Raw genomic sequence first — 14,376 nt, 5'->3', positions numbered from 1 at the left:
CCTGTATAGGGTGACGGGCGTGGCGAGAGTCCGGTTGAGTGTGGCGGAGCGGCGCGAGGAGTTGCTGCGCGCGGCCATCGAGCAGATATCGGCGCGGGGGGTGGCGGCGCTGCGCATCGCCGACGTGGCCGCCGCGCTCGGCGTCAGCAACGCGCTGGTGCTCTACCACTTCTCCACCAAGGAGAAGCTGGTCGCCGCCGCGTTCACCCACGCCGCCGAGGACGATCTCGCCCATCTGCGCAGGCTGCTGGGCCGCCGCACGTCGGCACTGCGCCGGCTGCGGGCGGCCGTACGGTGGTACGCCCCCACCGGACAGGCCAAGGGCTGGCGGCTGTGGATCGAGGGCTGGGCGGTGGCGCTGCGCGATCCCGCGCTGCGGAGCGTCACGCTGGAACTCGACCGCCAGTGGAAGGCGGCGATCGCCGCGGTCATCGCCGAGGGCGTGGCCGCCGGGGAGTTCCGCTGCTCCGCGCCCGAAGCCGCCGCGCTGCGCCTGACCGCGCTGCTGGACGGACTGGCCGTGCAGCTGACCTCGTACGGGGGTGCGGTGTCGCGGGCCCGGGCCCAGGAGTGGATGGACGAGGCCCTCGCCCGGGAACTGGGTCTGGAGCGGGAGGCCTTGACGACGCCCCGGCGCCGGCCCGGCCCGTCCCCCGCCGGCGCGACCGGGACCCCGTAGCCCGCCGGACGCGGAACGCGAGACGCCGATCCTCCGCCGTCAGGCCACCGTCGCGATCCGCCCCCTGATGTCCTCCGCCGAGAGCGTCCCCTTGGCGATCACGTGGTCGCCCGAGGACTCGCCGCGCAGCCGGCGGCCGATCCACGGGACCAGGAACTCGCGGGCCCAGTGGACGTCGTCCCGGCGGACGTCCAGGGTGCCGCGCGGCGGCAGCGGCGGCCAGGGCTGGTCGGGGTCGGCCGGGACGGGCAGGCCGAGGATCTGGCCCGCGCGCAGCGCCACGCGCGTGTGGCCCTCCGGCGACAGGTGCAGCCGGTCGGCGTCCCACGCCCTGCGGTCCTGCACGGTCCGGAGCGACCACAGGTCGAGCACGGGGCAGCCGTACCGGTCGGCGATGGCCCGGACGTGCCCGTTGTACGTGGCGATCTTGCCGCGCAGGCGCCTGAGGACGGGCACCCCGCGGGTGTCGAAGCCGGTCGTCACCAGCACCGTGCCGGCCGCGGCGGTCAGCGCGGCCACCGCCCGCTCGAACCGCTCGGCCACCTCGTCGGGGTCGGTGCCGGGCCGGATGATGTCGTTGCCGCCCGCACAGAACGAGACCAGGTCGGGGGCGAGTTCGACGGCCCGCGGCACCTGCTCGGCCACGATCCGGTCGAGCAGCCTGCCGCGTACGGCGAGGTTCGTGTACGTGAAGTCGCCCTCGGGGCGCCGGTCCGCGAGCAGTACCGCGAACCGGTCGGCCCAGCCGACGAACGACCCGTCGGGGCCCCGGTCTCCGACGCCCTCGGTGAAGCTGTCCCCCACCGCCACGTACGACCCGATCACTGTTCCGTTGTCACTCTTCGAATCGTCTGCCACATCGGCCCATGATTCACCTTCGAATGTGACCTACGCGACCGTAGGAAGGGGTTGACGGGCGGTGAGAAAGACCACGCCTAAAGTGTTCGCCAATTCAGGAATACGCCCGGTCCGGATACACCGCGACCGGATACACCGCGACCGGATACACCGAAGGCCGGACCCGGGGATCGGGGTCCGGCCTTCGGTGGCGCGGGAGGGCGCGTCAGTTCCTCGTCAGAGGGAGACGCCGTGGGAGCGCAGGTACGCGACCGGGTCCACGTCCGAGCCGTAGTCCGGGGTGGTGCGGATCTCGAAGTGCAGGTGCGGGCCGGTCACGTTGCCGGTGGCACCCGAGAGGCCGACCTGCTGACCCGCCGTCACGGACTGACCGGCGGAGACGGAGAGGGAGGACAGGTGGGCGTACTGGGCGTAGTGGCCGTCGGCGAGCTGGATGACGACCTGGTTGCCGTACGCGCCGCCCCAGCCCGCGGAGACGACGGTGCCCGCGCCGACGGCCTTGAGGGAGGTGCCGGTCGGGACGACGAAGTCCGTGCCGGTGTGGTAGCCGCTGGACCACATGCTGCCGGTCTGGTGGTACGGGGTGCCCAGGGTGCCGCTCGGGACGGGCGAGACGAAGCCGCTGCCGGCGGACTGGGTGCTCGTGTCCGAGGAGTCCGAGGAGTCGGCGGAGCTCTTCGCGGCGTCCGAGGCCTTCTCGGCCGGCTCGGCCTTCGCGGGGGCCGGCTTCTCGGCCGCGGCGGGCTTCTCGGCGGCCGGCTTCTCCGACGGGGCGGAGGAGGACGGGGCCGAGGACTGGGCGGCCCGGCCGTCGACGGCGAGCTTCAGGCCGGGGTGGATCAGCGACGGGTCCGAACCGACGGCCTCGCGGTTGTCCGCGTAGAGCTTCTTCCAGCCGCCGTCGACGTCCTGCTCGTCGGCGATCTTCGAGAGGTAGTCACCGCTCTTCACGGTGTACGTCCGCGCGTCCCCGTTCTTCTCCGCGCCGGCGGCCTTCTTCGCCGGCGCGGAGACGGACTGCACGGACTGCACGGGCTTCTCGGAAGCGGACTGCGCGGGAGCGGCGTGGGCCCCGGCGGCGCCCATCAGCGGGAGCGCGAGCGCGGCGCCACCGGTTCCGGCGACGGCGATGGCGCGGGTCAGGCGCATGGCCCTGGTACGGCGGTGCTTACCCTTGGCGGGCATGGCGAATTCCTCTCCGGCGCCTGCGAGGTGAGCTGTCGGGTGCGAGCTGGAGATGCCCGGCCGCGTCGGGACGCGGCTTTACCCCAAGCCGTTCCGGGAACCGGAACAGGCAGTTCTACCTGTGGGTCCCCCGCTCCTGCCGTGTACGGGTAGGTCGATGAGTGCGGGCTCCGGTCGGCGGCAGGATTAGGCGTCCGTCCGGATCGGTGGTGAACGTAAGCGACCAGGACGCGCAGCGACAAGCGACGGGTTGCGTCGACCGGTGTTCCAAATGATCCTTTATGGGAATCGCCGGTCACCCTCCGTCGAAGCGCGCCACGTCGACTCGGGTAAAGGTCCTTGAAAACCGGCCGCATTACGTGGACATGACGGGCAACGCACCGTCACGGATATGACGCTGCTCACGCGCCGCACCTCCAGCCCCTTTTATTTCCGCGCCAGTTGGAACCAATGCGCCAATACGGACAGAAGGCGCAGATACTCCCCTGTCGGACGTCCCGGCCACCAAAGGCGCGGGACCGTGCCGTATCTTCGAGTGAAGCCCGGCGGCGAGCAGCGCCGACGGGGCGGAGTGGGAGGAGCCCCCGTGACGCAGCAGGTCCCGTCGACCGAACCCGAGCTGGCCGGTGTGCGCAACTTCCGTGACGTGGGCGGCCTGCCGACCGTGGACGGACGGCGGGTGCGACAGGGAGTGCTGTTCCGCAGCGGTCACCTGGCACACGCCACCGGAGGGGACGCCGCGTTCCTGGCCTCACTGGGCCTGCACACGATCTTCGACTTCCGCAACGCGGCCGACCAGAAGCTCGAAGGGCCGGACATCGAGCTGCCGGGCGTGCGCAATGTCAACCTGCCGCTGAGCGACCCGGCCGACGGTGCCGAGTTCTGGAAGATGGTCCGCGACGGCGACCTGGACCAGCTCCGCGAAATCCTGGCCGGCGACAAGGGCGCCGAGCGGATGATCGGCTCCTACCGCCTGATCATCAAGGAGCGCACGGCGGAGCACTCACGGGTGCTGCACGCGCTCGCCGAGGACAGCGTCCCGGCCCTGATGCACTGCGCGGCCGGCAAGGACCGCGCGGGGCTGTCGATCGCGATCACCCTCCTCGCCCTGGGCGTCGAGCGGGACGCCATCGTCGAGGACTACCTGAAGTCGAACGCCACGCACCGCCGCTACAAGGTGCGTCGCAGCAGCTCCGCCGCCTCCGCCTACTCCCCCGAGGTCATGGAGCTGCTCAGCCCCCTGTTCGACGCGCGCGCCGAGTACCTCGCGGCGGCCCTGGAGACTGTCGAGCAGACCTGGGGCGGAGTCGACGCCTACCTGGAGCAGGGCCTGCGGATCACTCCGGAGACCCGGGAGCGGCTGCGCGAGCGGATGCTGGACTGAGGGGTCGCTCACCGGCTGCCGGCCCCCACCTCGAAGAGCAGGTAGATGAAGGCCGCGAAGAGGTGCCCCACCACGAGGTAGATGAAGAGCCGCACCCACACGGCCCGCGGAAACCTGTCCTGCATCTTCATGGCATCTCTCCAGGGGTGGGGTGGGGCGGCGTGGTGGCCGGTCCCAGGCAGAGCGCCGCCGACGGGCTCTGCAGCAGCGTGTGGACGAAGAGCAGCTCGACCCCGTCGGCGTCCTGGGCGGCGATCCGGTGCGGGGTCAGCGAGTCGAAGTGCGCGCTGTCGCCCGGACCGAGCAGGTGCACGGTCTCCCCGAGGCGCAGCCGCAGCCTGCCCCGCAGCACGTGGAGCCACTCCTCACCGGGGTGCACCCGCACGATGTCGCCCTGCGACCCGTGCGGCACGCGGACCCGCAGGGCCTGCATACCCCGGCCGGACCCACCGGCCTGCCAGTACGTCCAGCCGCCGGCGGACGTCGGCTCCATCGCCTCGGCGCGCACGACGGCGTCCCGGTCCGCGGCCGTCTCGCCGAGCAGTTCCGAGACGGTCGTACCGTAGACACGGGCGAGGGAGAGCAGCATCGGCAGCGAGGGCTGACGCTGCCCGGTCTCCAGCCGGGAGAGGTGGGCGGGCGACAGCCCGGCGGCACGGGCCGCCGCCTCCAGGGTGAGGGCGGCCCGCCGCCGCAGCTCGCGCAGCCGGGGTGCGACGGCGGCGACCGATCCCTCGGCCGGGTCCGTCGCCTCGGAGGAGTTCATGCTCCCATTCAGCCCGACGATTGCCTCACGGACAAATTTGTTGCCTGTGAGGCAAAAACCGGGCTCAGCGGTTGGCCACCGCCTGCCGGACCAGGGTCTTGCCGAAGTCCCACATCAGGCCTCCGCCGTTGTGCGCGTCCTCCATCACCTCGGTGAAGGCGTCGACGAACCGGTCCGCGTCCGAGGTGTCGATGATCAGCGGCGGAATCAGCTTGATCACCTCCAGGTGGTCGCCGGACACCTGGGTGAGGATCCTGTGCCGCTGCAACAACGGCACCACCACCATCTGTGCGAACAGCCCCTTCCTGGCCGCCTGCAGCATCGTCCAGCGGCTGCGCAGCCTGAGTGACCTGGGACGGCCGAACTCGATGCCGATCATCAGCCCCCGGCCGCGCACGTCGGCGAGCAGCTCGTAGCGGTCCACCAGCTCCGTCAGCCGGGACTTCAGCCGCTCTCCCACGGCGGCGGCGTTCGCCACGATCTCCTCGTTCTCCATCACGGAGAGCACCGCGAGCCCGGCCGCCATGGCCTGCGCGTTGGACCCGAAACTCGCCGAGTGGACCTGCACCCGGTCCATCGAGGAGTAGACCTTCTGGAAGATCCAGTCCTTGCCCAGGGTGGCGCCCACCGGCACGTAGCCGCCCGACAGCGCCTTGGCCACGCACACCAGGTCGGGCTCGACGCCGTCCTCGTGCTGGAAGGCGTAGAACGTCCCGGTCCGGCCCAGGCCGGTCTGCACCTCGTCGGCGATCAGCAGTGCCTTGTGCCGGTGCAGCAGTTCCTGCGCGGCGCGCAGGTAGCCGGGGGGCGCCTCGTGCACGCCCTTGCCCTGGATCGGCTCCACGATGAGCGCGGCCACGTCCCCGCGCCGCAGCTCCCGTGCCAGGGCGTCCAGGTCGCCGAGCGGGACGGCGGTGTCGGGCAGCAGCGGCGCGAAGCCGTCGCGGAAGCCGCTCTCGCCGTTGACGGAGAGCGAGCCGGTGGTCAGCCCGTGGAAGGCGTGCGTGCAGTACAGGACCCTCGGCCTGCCGGTGGCGTACCGGGCGAACTTCAGCGCGGTCTCCACCGCCTCCGTGCCGCTGTTGCCGAAGAAGACCCGGTCCAGGTGCGGGCTGTAGGAGAGCAGCCGCTCGGCCAGCAGTCCGGGCAGCGGCGGGCAGTCGAAGCGGGTGAGGTCGGCCAGCGAGGCGTCGAGGACGTCGTGCAGCGCCTTGCGGACGACGGGGTGGTGGCGTCCGAGGCCCATCACCGCGAACCCGGCGAGCATGTCCAGGTAGTCGTTGCCGTCCGCGTCCCAGAAGTGCGCGCCCTCGGCCCGCTCGTAGACCTTGTCGAAGCCGATGGTGCGCAGCATGCGCGGCAGTTGGTGGTTGAGGTGCCTGGCGTGCAGTTCGTACCGCTCGGCTCCGCGCTCGGCCAAGAGCGCGGCGAGGTCGAACTCCTTGGTCATTCAGTTCTCTCCTTGCGCTGGCGGGACGGTCCGCCCGTCGCCGGCGGGCCCTTCGGCACGTTCTCCGGGCTCGGCCGCGACGGCCAGGCTCGCGCTGATCCGGCCGGCGATGTCGACCGGCGTCAGCCCGATGTCGGCGAGCACCTCGGCGCGCTTGGCGTGCGCGAGGAACTGCTCGGGGATGCCGAAGCGGCGTACGGGTACGTCGACGTCCGCGTCTCCCAGGGCCAGGGCCACCGCCGAACCGACCCCGGCCGCACGGCTGTTGTCCTCGACGACGGCCACCAGGCGGTGCCGGGCGGCGAGCGGCGCGAGCGCCGGGTCCACGGGCTTGACCCAGCGCGGATCCACGACCGTGCACCCGATGCCGCGGGCCTGGAGGAGGTCGGCGGCCCCCAGGCAGACGGGCGCCATCACACCGACGGACACCAGCAGCACCTCGGGCCGGTCCGGGGCGCGCAGCACGTCCATGGAGCCGGCCCGGCCGACGGCGGGGACGACCGGGCCGACGGACTCCTTCGGGAAGCGCACCAGGGTCGGCGCGTCGTCGACGGCGACCGCCTCGCGCAGCTGGGCCCGGAGCTGGTCGGCGTCGCGCGGCGCGGCGATGCGCAGTCCCGGGACGACCTGGAGGACGGACAGGTCCCACATGCCGTTGTGCGAGGCTCCGTCGACGCCGGTCACGCCGGCCCGGTCGAGGACGAAGGTGACCCCGCAACGGTGCAGGGCCACGTCCATCAGGAGCTGGTCGAAGGCCCGGTTGAGGAAGGTGGCGTAGACGGCGACGACCGGGTGCAGGCCGCCGGTGGCGAGGCCGGCGGCGGACACGGCGGCGTGCTGCTCGGCGATGCCGACGTCCCAGACCCGGTCGGGGAAGCGCTCGGCGAAGGCGGCGAGGCCGACGGGGTGCAGCATGGCCGCGGTGATCGCCACGACGTCGTCGCGCTCCTCGCCGATCCGGACGATCTCCTCGCCGAACACGGAGGTCCAGGAGGGCCCCGGGGAGGGTGTGAGCGGCGCGCAGGTGAGCGGGTCCATCGCACCGACGGTGTGGAAGTGGTCCTCCTCGTCGCGCAGCGCGGGCTCGTAGCCGCGGCCCTTCTCGGTGAGGCAGTGCACCAGCACCGGCCCGTGGAAGCGCGCCGCGCGCCGCAGCGCGGACTCGACGGCCCCGATGTCGTGCCCGTCGATCGGGCCCAGGTACTTCAGCCCCAGGTCCTCGAAGAGGCCCTGGGGGGCGAAGGCGTCCTTGAAGCCCTTCTTGGCGCCGTGCAGTGCCTCGTAGACGGTGTTGCCGACCACGGGGGTGCGCTGGAGCACGTCCTTGCCCCAGGCCAGCACCCGCTCGTAGCCGTCGGTCGTGCGGAGCGTCGCGAGGTGGTTGGCGAGGCCGCCGATGGTCGGCGCGTACGAGCGTTCGTTGTCGTTGACGACGATGATCAGCGGCCGGTCCCGGGCCGCCGCGATGTTGTTCAGGGCCTCCCAGGCCATGCCGCCGGTGAGCGCGCCGTCACCGATGACCGCGACGACGTGGCCCTCCCGGCCGAGGACCTGGTTGGCCTTGGCGAGGCCGTCGGCCCAGCCGAGGACGGTGGAGGCGTGGCTGTTCTCGATGACGTCGTGCTCGGACTCCTCGCGCGACGGGTAGCCGGACAGCCCGCCCTTGCCGCGCAGCTTCGAGAAGTCCTGACGCCCGGTCAGGAGCTTGTGCACGTAGGTCTGGTGGCCGGTGTCCCACAGGATGCGGTCGGCCGGTGACTCGAAGACCCGGTGCAGGGCGACGGTGAGCTCCACCACCCCCAGGTTGGGTCCCAGGTGACCACCGGTGCGGGCGACCGCGTGCACCAGGAAGTCCCTCGTCTCACGGGTCAGTTCGCCGAGTTCCCTCTCGGACAGTGCCTTCAGGTCGCGTGGTCCCCGGATGTTCTCCAGCATCGTCACGCTCGGGCCCCCTTCGGTTCCTGCTGTTCAGTTCACGGTGACGGCCGGCTCCCCCGACGCGCCGTCCTTCTCCATCTGCTCGGCGATCTTCATGGCCTCCTCGATGAGGGTCTCCACGATCTTGGACTCGGGGACGGTCTTGACGACCTCGCCCTTGACGAAGATCTGCCCCTTGCCGTTGCCCGAGGCGACACCGAGGTCGGCCTCGCGGGCCTCCCCCGGACCGTTGACCACACAGCCCATCACGGCCACCCGCAGCGGCACCTCCATGCCCTCCAGACCGGCGGTGACCTCCTCGGCCAGCTTGTAGACATCCACCTGCGCACGCCCGCACGAGGGACACGAGACGATCTCCAGGCCGCGCTGCCGCAGGTTCAGCGACTCCAGAATCTGGATACCGACCTTGATCTCCTCCACCGGCGGCGCGGAGAGCGAGACCCGGATGGTGTCACCGATGCCCTGCGACAGCAGCGCCCCGAAGGCGACCGCCGACTTGATCGTGCCCTGGAAGGCCGGACCCGCCTCGGTCACACCGAGGTGCAGGGGATAGTCGCACTGGGCGGCCAGCTGCCGGTAGGCCTCCACCATGACGACCGGGTCGTTGTGCTTCACCGAGATCTTGATGTCCCGGAAGTCGTGCTCCTCGAACAGCGAGGCCTCCCACAGCGCCGACTCCGCCAGCGCCTCCGGCGTCGCCTTCCCGTACTTCTGCAGCAGCCGCCGGTCCAGCGAACCCGCGTTCACCCCGATACGGATCGGCGTGCCGTGGTCCTTCGCCGCCTTCGCGATCTCCTTGACCTTGTCGTCGAACTGCTTGATGTTGCCCGGGTTCACCCGCACCGCCGCGCAGCCCGCCTCGATCGCCGCGAAGACGTACTTGGGCTGGAAGTGGATGTCCGCGATCACCGGGATCTGCGACTTCTTCGCGATCACCGGCAACGCGTCCGCGTCGTCCTGGGTGGGACAGGCCACCCGCACGATCTGACAGCCCGACGCCGTCAGCTCCGCGATCTGCTGCAACGTCGCACCGATGTCCGACGTACGGGTCGTGGTCATGGACTGGACCGACACGGGGGCCCCGCCCCCGACCGCCACCGGCCCGACCTGGATCCGCCGCGACACGCGTCGCTCGGCGAGTGGCCGGACCGGCACCTCGGGTACGCCCAGGGAGATGGCGGTCACGCCGTCACTCCCGGTTCGAGGAGACGGTCTCGCGCATCGCGCGCAGGGACTCCTTGAGCGAACCCATCGTGGCCAGGACGGCGGTGGGCTCGTAGCCGCAGTGCGCCATGCAGTTGGCGCAGCGCGGGTCCTTGCCGCGGCCGTACTTGTCCCAGTCGGTCTCCTCGACCAGCTCCCGATAGGTCGGGACGTAGCCGTCGCTCATCAGGTAGCAGGGGCGCTGCCAGCCGAACAGCGAGTAGTTCGGGATCGCCCACGCGGTGCACGGGAAGTCCACCTTGCCCTCGAGGAAGTCGAGGAACAGCGGGGAGTGGTTCAGCCGCCAGCGGGCGCGGTTGCCGCCGGAGAAGGCCTTCTTGAACAGCTCACGGGTCTGCTCCACCCCGAGGAAGTGCTCCTGGTCGGGTGCCTTCTCGTAGGCGTAGGCGGGCGAGATCATCATCTCGTCGACCTTGAGGTCGTCGTTGAGGTAGTTGAGGACCTCGACGATGGTCTGCGGGGTGTCGGTGTTGAAGAAGGTGGAGTTGGTGGTCACCCGGAAGCCGCGCCGCTTGGCCTCCTTGATGGCCTCCACCGCCTCGTCGAACACGCCCTCCTTGGCCACGGACTCGTCGTGCCGCTCGCGCAGACCGTCGATGTGCACGGCGAAGGCGAAGTAGGGCGAGGGCGTGAACCTGTCCATCTTCTTGCGCATGAGCAGGGCGTTGGTGCAGAGGAAGACGTACTTCCGTTTGGCCACCAACTGCCGGACGATCTCATCGATCTGAGGGTGCATCAGGGGCTCGCCCCCGGCGATGGAGACCATCGGCGCACCCGATTCGAGCACCGCCCCGACGGCCTGCGCGACCGGCATGCGCTGCTTGAGCACCCCCGCCGGGTGCTGGATCTTGCCGCATCCCTCGCACTTCAGGTTGCAGGCGAAGAGCGGCTCCAGCTCCACGATGAGCGGGAACTTGTCCCGCCGGCGGATCTTCTGTTCGGCCAGGTATGTAGCGACCTTGACGGACTGACGCAGCGGCATGGCCATCTGGGCTCACCTCCGGGGGAGCAGCAAAGAACGGTGCCATTCGAAGAATGCGGGAAGAACGGATCGGAGAACACGGAAAGCCGATATTCCACCGCGCACCGTGCCGATCCGGACCAGTTCGTGTTCTGGAGCGTCCACGACCACCCGGACGGCCGCAACCGGACGCGGGCCCGCCCGGACGGCGCTCAGGAGCGTGGCCGCGGATTCCATGTCGACGGCGATCGCGCCGGTCGCGAGCAGGTCGGCGCGCTCGGGACCGCGGACGACGTGGTCCGAGCCGGTGAGCGGACCGGTGTGGACGGTGCGCCGGGGCAAGGCCCGCCTGAGTTCCTTGACCAGCCGGTCGGTGCCGACGCACGCCACGGTGGAGCGCGGGTCCCGGGTCTCCTCGGCGACGACCAGGTCGCCGGGGTGCATGCCGGGGGCGAGCCCCGCACAGAAGCCCGTGGCCAGCACGGCGGCACCGCCGAGCGCCCTGTCCTCGGCCAGGACCCGGCTGACCGAGCGCTCGGCCGCCCTCGGTCCCATGCCGGTGCGCAGGACGGTGACCGGCCCGTCGGCGCCGCCCCGGTCGCCGGTGCGCAGGGCGAGGTGCTCGATGCCGAGCGCGCAGGCGATCAGCAGCGGGGACGGGCCGGTCTGCTCGTTCATCAGCTGCCCTTCACCCCGCCCGCGGACGTCTCGGCGGCGGACCGCTCGGCGGGTGCGGCGGCGTTCACCGCACCGTGCTTGTCGGCGAAGGGGTCTCCGTGCACGTACCGGCCGAGGGCGGTGAGCGGGAAGACCTGCCGGTAGAGGTGGTAGTTGATGGAGAAGTCCCAGGGGAAGCCGGTGCCGGTGAAATACGGCTCGTCCCAGGAACCGTCCTCGCGCTGGGTGGCGGCCAGCCAGGCGATACCGCGTTCCACCGCCTTCGACTCCCGCTCCCCCGCGGCCAGCAGCGCCATCAGCGCCCAGGCGGTCTGCGAGGCCGTGGAGGCACCCCGGCCGCTCCACTCCCGGACGTACCGGTAGGAGCGCAGGTCCTCGCCCCAGCCGCCGTCCTCGTTCTGGACGGACTCCAGCCAGGTCACCGCGCGGCGGATCGCGGGGTGCGAGACGGGGAATCCGGCGGCGGTCAGGGCGGGGACGACGGAGCCGGTGCCGTAGACGTAGTTGACGCCCCAGCGGCCGAACCACGAGCCGTCCGCCTCCTGTTCGGCCAGCAGCCACCGGATGCCCCGCCGGGTGCGCGGGTCGTGGGTGAGTCCCTCGACCGCGAGCATCTCGACCACGTGCGCGGTGACGTCCGCGGACGGCGGGTCGATGACCTCGCCGAAGTCGCAGAACGGCAGCCGGTTGGGGAAGGCGCTGGTGTTGTCGACGTCGAACGCGCCCCAGGCGCCGTTCTTCGACTGCATGCCGAGGTTCCAGCGGACCCCGCGACCGATGGCCTTCTCGACCCGCTCCGGGTCGTGGTGCCTGACCCGGCGCAGGGCGAGGACGACCTCGGCGGTGTCGTCGATGTCGGGGTAGTTGTCGTTGTGGAACTCGAACGCCCAGCCACCGGGCGGCAGTCCGGGACGCTTCACCGACCAGTCGCCGGGGCGCACGATCTGCTCGCCGAGCATCCAGTCGGCGGCCTTGACCAGTTGCGGGTGGTCGGCGGGCACTCCGGCGTCGGCCAGCGCGATGACGGCCAGGCAGGTGTCCCACACCGGGGACTGGCAGGCCTCGATCATCCGGGCACCGTCCTCGCGCCACACGGCGAAGCGGTCCAGCGACTCCAGTCCCGCGCGCATCACGGGGTGTTCGAGGTCGTAGCCGAGCAGGTACAGGGCGATGACCGAGTACACGGCCGGCGGCTGGATGCCTCCCCAGCAGCCGTCGTTCTCCTGCCGTTCGATGATCCAGCGGGCGGCGGTGTTCATCGCGGCTCGGCGCAGTCGGCGCGGGGCGAACCTGCGGTAGGCGTGCAGGGCCCTGTCGATGCGTTGGAAGGCGCCGTCCCAGCTCGCCGCCGGTGCCAGGGGCCGCGGCGGGTTGGGCAGGTGCGGGTCGGTGTGCAGCTCGTCCAGCGCGAAGGGGGCGGGGCGTACCGGCCGCTTGGCGGAGACGATGGTGAGCGGCACGATCGTCTGCCGGGCCCAGCAGCCGAAGTCGTAGATGTTGAGCGGCACCCAGGTGGGGAGGTAGATGATCTCGGGCGGCAGCTCGGGCAGGTCGTCCCACTTCCACCACCCGAAGAGCGCCAGCCAGATCCGGGTGAAGACGCGGGAGGCGGCGATGCCGCCCCGGGAGCGGACCCACTCGGCGGCCCGCGCCATGTGCGGCGCGTCGGGGGCGTCACCCGCCAGGCGCAGGGCGACGTAGGCCTCGACGGTGGCGGAGAGGTCGCCGGGGCCGCCGTGGAAGGTGGCCCAGGTGCCGTCCTCGCGCTGCTCACCGCGGACGAACAGGGCGGCGGCGCGGGCGGTCTCCTCGTCCAGGATGCCCAGGAACTGGCGCAGGAGGAGATCCTCGGCGTCCATCGTGACGTTCGTCTCGAGGTCGCCCTTCCACCAGCCCTCCGCGTCCTGGAGGGAGAGCAGGAAGTCCGTGGCGCGCCGGGTGGCGTGTGCGGCGGCCGCCGCCGTCCCGGGCGCCTCGGCGGGGATCGTGATGTCGTCGGTTTCGCTGGCCGCGGCTGCGAGGGGCTTCAGGGTGGCCCCGGTGCTTCCGTCGGTCGTCGCTGTCATGGCTTCCCCTTCGTGCAGTGTGCAAGCGGTGCTTCTGCTGTGGGTCCGCCGTCGGCCGGTGCTGGTCCTCCCTCGACACCGGCCGGCGACTACGCGAGGGCTATTCGACCGATAGTGATCATCTCTTTCGTACGACGACGAAGTCCGCGAGTGCCGTGAAACAGTCCCGCACCCGCTCGGGCATGTCCACGGCGTCGAGGGCCTCGATGGCGATGGTGTGCTGGCGGCGCGCCTCGTCGGCGGTCCACTCCCGGCCGCCCGCTTCCTCGATCAGGGCGGCGCGGGCCGCGAACTCCTCCTCGGAGAAGTTCGCGAAGTCGCTGGTCTTGGCGTCGGCGGCGAGGATCTCGCCGAGCCGCTCGGACGCGGGGCCGCCGGCCGCGAGCGCGGCCACGACCGGGAGGGACTTCTTGCGCTGGCGCAGGTCGCTCCACGTCTGCTTGCCGGTGGCCTCCGGGTCGCCCCAGATGCCGAGCAGGTCGTCGACGGCCTGGAAGGCGAGGCCCAGGTGGTAGCCGTACTTCTCCAGCGTGTCGGCGGTGAACTCGTCGGCGCCGCCGAGCACCGCGCCGATGGAGCTGGCGGAGGCGAGCAGGGCGCCGGTCTTGTTGCCCTCCATCTCCAGGCACTCCTCGACGCTGACCCGGTCGCGGTGCTCGTAGGAGATGTCCTGGGCCTGACCGTCGATCAGGGCGCGGGACGCCTTGGTGAGGCGGCGGGTGGCGCGGCCGGCCTCGACGGTGCCCAGCTCCAGCAGCACCTCGTTGGCGAGCGCGAACAGGGCGTCGCCGACCAGGATGGCCTGGGCGGGGCCGTGCACCTTCCAGACGGTGTCGCGGTGGCGGCGCTGCTCGTCGCCGTCCATCAGGTCGTCGTGCAGGAGGGAGAAGTTGTGCACCAGCTCCACGGCCACCGCGCCGGGGACGCCGACCTCGGGTGCGGCACCGGTCACCTCGGCCGAGAGCACCGCGAGCGCGGGGCGGACGGCCTTGCCGCCGTCGCCGTCCGCGGGCCTGCCCTGGGCGTCGATCCAGCCGAAGTGGTAGGCGGCGACGGTGTCCATGGGAGGTGCCAGACGGTCTACGGCCGCCCGCAGGACCGGCGTGGTCAGGGTCCGGCCACGCTCCAGGAGCGCGGTCACGTCCACCGCCTCGGCAGCCTTCGGGGCCGGGGGCACAGTGGGCACA

Annotated in this window: 13 protein-coding genes and 1 riboswitch; of the genes, 2 read left to right on the top strand and 11 right to left on the bottom strand. The window is 71.5% G+C overall.

The genetic code is table 11. The features are described from left to right. The first annotated feature begins 19 nt into the window (after nucleotides 1-19). A complete protein-coding gene (locus ACZ6EG_RS18755) occupies nucleotides 20-679 on the top strand; it encodes a TetR/AcrR family transcriptional regulator (RefSeq protein ID WP_391972816.1) in 660 nt (219 codons plus the stop codon). 39 nt (nucleotides 680-718) lie between these two features. Here the strand turns inward: ACZ6EG_RS18755 and ACZ6EG_RS18750 are convergent, their stop codons facing one another. Next, a complete protein-coding gene (locus ACZ6EG_RS18750) occupies nucleotides 719-1,504 on the bottom strand; it encodes an SGNH/GDSL hydrolase family protein (RefSeq protein WP_391972825.1) in 786 nt (261 codons plus the stop codon). 249 nt (nucleotides 1,505-1,753) lie between these two features. Further along, nucleotides 1,754-2,722 (bottom strand): M23 family metallopeptidase, encoded by a 969-nt coding sequence (locus tag ACZ6EG_RS18745; protein WP_469605796.1) that lies wholly within the window; start codon nucleotides 2,720-2,722, stop codon nucleotides 1,754-1,756. A 4-nt stretch (nucleotides 2,723-2,726) separates the two neighbouring features. Then, nucleotides 2,727-2,889: riboswitch (cyclic di-AMP (ydaO/yuaA leader) on the bottom strand. 419 nt (nucleotides 2,890-3,308) lie between these two features. On the opposite strand from ACZ6EG_RS18745, the gene ACZ6EG_RS18740 reads away from it, so the two are divergent. Further along, nucleotides 3,309-4,106: a tyrosine-protein phosphatase gene (locus tag ACZ6EG_RS18740; RefSeq protein ID WP_356611939.1), complete on the top strand. Its 798-nt coding sequence runs from the start codon at nucleotides 3,309-3,311 to the stop codon at nucleotides 4,104-4,106. An 8-nt stretch (nucleotides 4,107-4,114) separates the two neighbouring features. On the opposite strand, the gene ACZ6EG_RS18735 is transcribed toward ACZ6EG_RS18740, so the two are convergent. The 9 genes from ACZ6EG_RS18735 to ACZ6EG_RS18695 all read right to left on the bottom strand — a co-directional run bounded on the left by ACZ6EG_RS18735 (nucleotide 4,115) and on the right by ACZ6EG_RS18695 (nucleotide 14,366). Beyond that, complete coding sequence (locus tag ACZ6EG_RS18735; RefSeq protein WP_356611941.1) at nucleotides 4,115-4,237, bottom strand: DUF6126 family protein; 123 nt, start codon at nucleotides 4,235-4,237, stop codon at nucleotides 4,115-4,117. Beyond that, nucleotides 4,234-4,872 carry a helix-turn-helix domain-containing protein gene (locus tag ACZ6EG_RS18730; protein ID WP_391972818.1) on the bottom strand — a complete coding sequence of 213 codons (639 nt, stop codon included), beginning with the start codon at nucleotides 4,870-4,872 and terminating at the stop codon, nucleotides 4,234-4,236. Before ACZ6EG_RS18730 ends, ACZ6EG_RS18735 begins: the two co-directional genes overlap by 4 nt. Nucleotides 4,873-4,936: 64 nt before the next feature. Next, nucleotides 4,937-6,322 carry an aspartate aminotransferase family protein gene (locus ACZ6EG_RS18725; RefSeq protein WP_391972819.1) on the bottom strand — a complete coding sequence of 462 codons (1,386 nt, stop codon included), beginning with the start codon at nucleotides 6,320-6,322 and terminating at the stop codon, nucleotides 4,937-4,939. After that, nucleotides 6,323-8,263 (bottom strand): 1-deoxy-D-xylulose-5-phosphate synthase, encoded by a 1,941-nt coding sequence (dxs, locus tag ACZ6EG_RS18720; RefSeq protein ID WP_469605790.1) that lies wholly within the window; start codon nucleotides 8,261-8,263, stop codon nucleotides 6,323-6,325. A gap of 27 nt (nucleotides 8,264-8,290) precedes the next feature. Continuing rightward, the gene (ispG, locus tag ACZ6EG_RS18715; protein ID WP_469605787.1) at nucleotides 8,291-9,445 is read right to left on the bottom strand and encodes a flavodoxin-dependent (E)-4-hydroxy-3-methylbut-2-enyl-diphosphate synthase; all 1,155 of its coding nucleotides are present in this window, start codon (nucleotides 9,443-9,445) and stop codon (nucleotides 8,291-8,293) included. 4 nt (nucleotides 9,446-9,449) lie between these two features. After that, nucleotides 9,450-10,472, bottom strand: coding sequence for an adenosyl-hopene transferase HpnH (hpnH, locus tag ACZ6EG_RS18710; RefSeq protein WP_356612740.1), 1,023 nt, complete (start codon nucleotides 10,470-10,472; stop codon nucleotides 9,450-9,452). Between the two features lie 6 nt (nucleotides 10,473-10,478). Further along, entirely contained in the window at nucleotides 10,479-11,123 is a 645-nt protein-coding gene (locus ACZ6EG_RS18705; RefSeq protein WP_391972368.1) for a phosphorylase family protein, read from the bottom strand. After that, nucleotides 11,123-13,189 carry a squalene--hopene cyclase gene (gene shc, locus ACZ6EG_RS18700; RefSeq protein WP_469605783.1) on the bottom strand — a complete coding sequence of 689 codons (2,067 nt, stop codon included), beginning with the start codon at nucleotides 13,187-13,189 and terminating at the stop codon, nucleotides 11,123-11,125. Before shc ends, ACZ6EG_RS18705 begins: the two co-directional genes overlap by 1 nt. A 118-nt stretch (nucleotides 13,190-13,307) precedes the next feature. Then, nucleotides 13,308-14,366, bottom strand: a complete 1,059-nt coding sequence (locus ACZ6EG_RS18695; protein WP_391972477.1) for a polyprenyl synthetase family protein — start codon at nucleotides 14,364-14,366, stop codon at nucleotides 13,308-13,310. Nucleotides 14,367-14,376: the final 10 nt, after the last annotated feature.

This window comes from Streptomyces sp. NPDC041968, from assembly GCF_055589025.1.
This window is presented reverse-complemented; position numbering and strand designations above follow the sequence as displayed.